At 43.5% G+C, this 1,205-nt stretch carries 1 pseudogene; it reads left to right on the top strand.

Going from position 1 to position 1,205, the window contains the following annotated elements:
* Positions 1-390: 390 nt before the first annotated feature.
* Positions 391-1,205: pseudogene (locus KIV40_RS30680) on the top strand (transporter substrate-binding protein); the annotation flags it as partial.

Raw genomic sequence — 1,205 nt, 5'->3', positions numbered from 1 at the left:
TGCAATGAACTCAAGTCTAAGTCGAGAGTGACATTTGAGTTTAAGCCGACGGCTTAGCTTTGATATAGCCTGTCTATTCAATTTATCTCGGCCTAAAATACCGTCTCGCCCAAAAATACTGACTCGTCCTAAAGTACGTTTCAATTTTTAAGCCCAGCTCTTAACGAGCTGGGCTTTTTTATTGTGGTCATGTTTCATATTGGTTCATTCCTGAGACAACTGCACCACCATGAATCAGCTCACATAGTGCATACTGCACCAAAGTTGTCCCTTATGAATTTAAGTGTATAAAAATCAATGGTTTAATTTGTTTTTAACTTTGTCGATAGCTTGGCACTCTTCTTGTAATTCTGTAATTGGATAACAAATAACAATTATGGAGTAACAACTATGAACAAGGTGTTCAAATTATCGTTAGCTGCACTATGTACTTCACTCTCTTTCTCATCGGCAAGCGTACTTGCAGCAGAAGACACCATTAAGGTTGGTGTTCTGCACTCATTGTCAGGCACCATGGCGATCAGTGAGACCACGCTAAAAGACACGGTTCTGATGCTAATCGAAGAGCAGAATAAGAAAGGTGGTCTGTTGGGTAAAAAGCTTGAACCCGTTGTCGTTGACCCAGCATCAAACTGGCCACTGTTTGCTGAAAAAGCCCGTTAGTTGATTGAAAAAGAGCAAGTCGATGTGGTATTCGGTGGTTGGACATCTGTTTCTCGAAAATCCATGCTTCCAGTATTTGAAGAGCTCAACAGCATCCTTTTCTACCCTGTTCAGTATGAAGGTGAAGAGTCTTCGAAAAACGTTTTCTACACGGGTGCTGCTCCAAACCAACAAGCGATTCCAGCCGTGGATTACCTGATGGAAGAGCTTGAAGTGGAGCGTTGGGTGCTGGCGGGAACCGACTCCGTTTACCCACGCACAACCAACAAGATCCTTGAAGCTTACTTAAAAGAGAAAGGTGTCGCGCAAGAAGACATCATGATCAATTACACGCCATTTGGTCACTCAGATTGGCAGTCCATCGTTTCAGACATTAAGAAGTTTGGCGATGCAGGCAAAAAGACGGCGGTAGTCTCTACGGTCAATGGTGATGCGAATGTCCCATTCTATAAAGAGCTGGGCGCTCAAGGCATTTCATCAGAAGACATTCCAGTGATTGCGTTCTCGGTCGGTGAAGAAGAATTGTCTGGTATGGATACCGA

Source organism: Vibrio sp. D173a (assembly GCF_030248475.1).
This window is presented reverse-complemented; position numbering and strand designations above follow the sequence as displayed.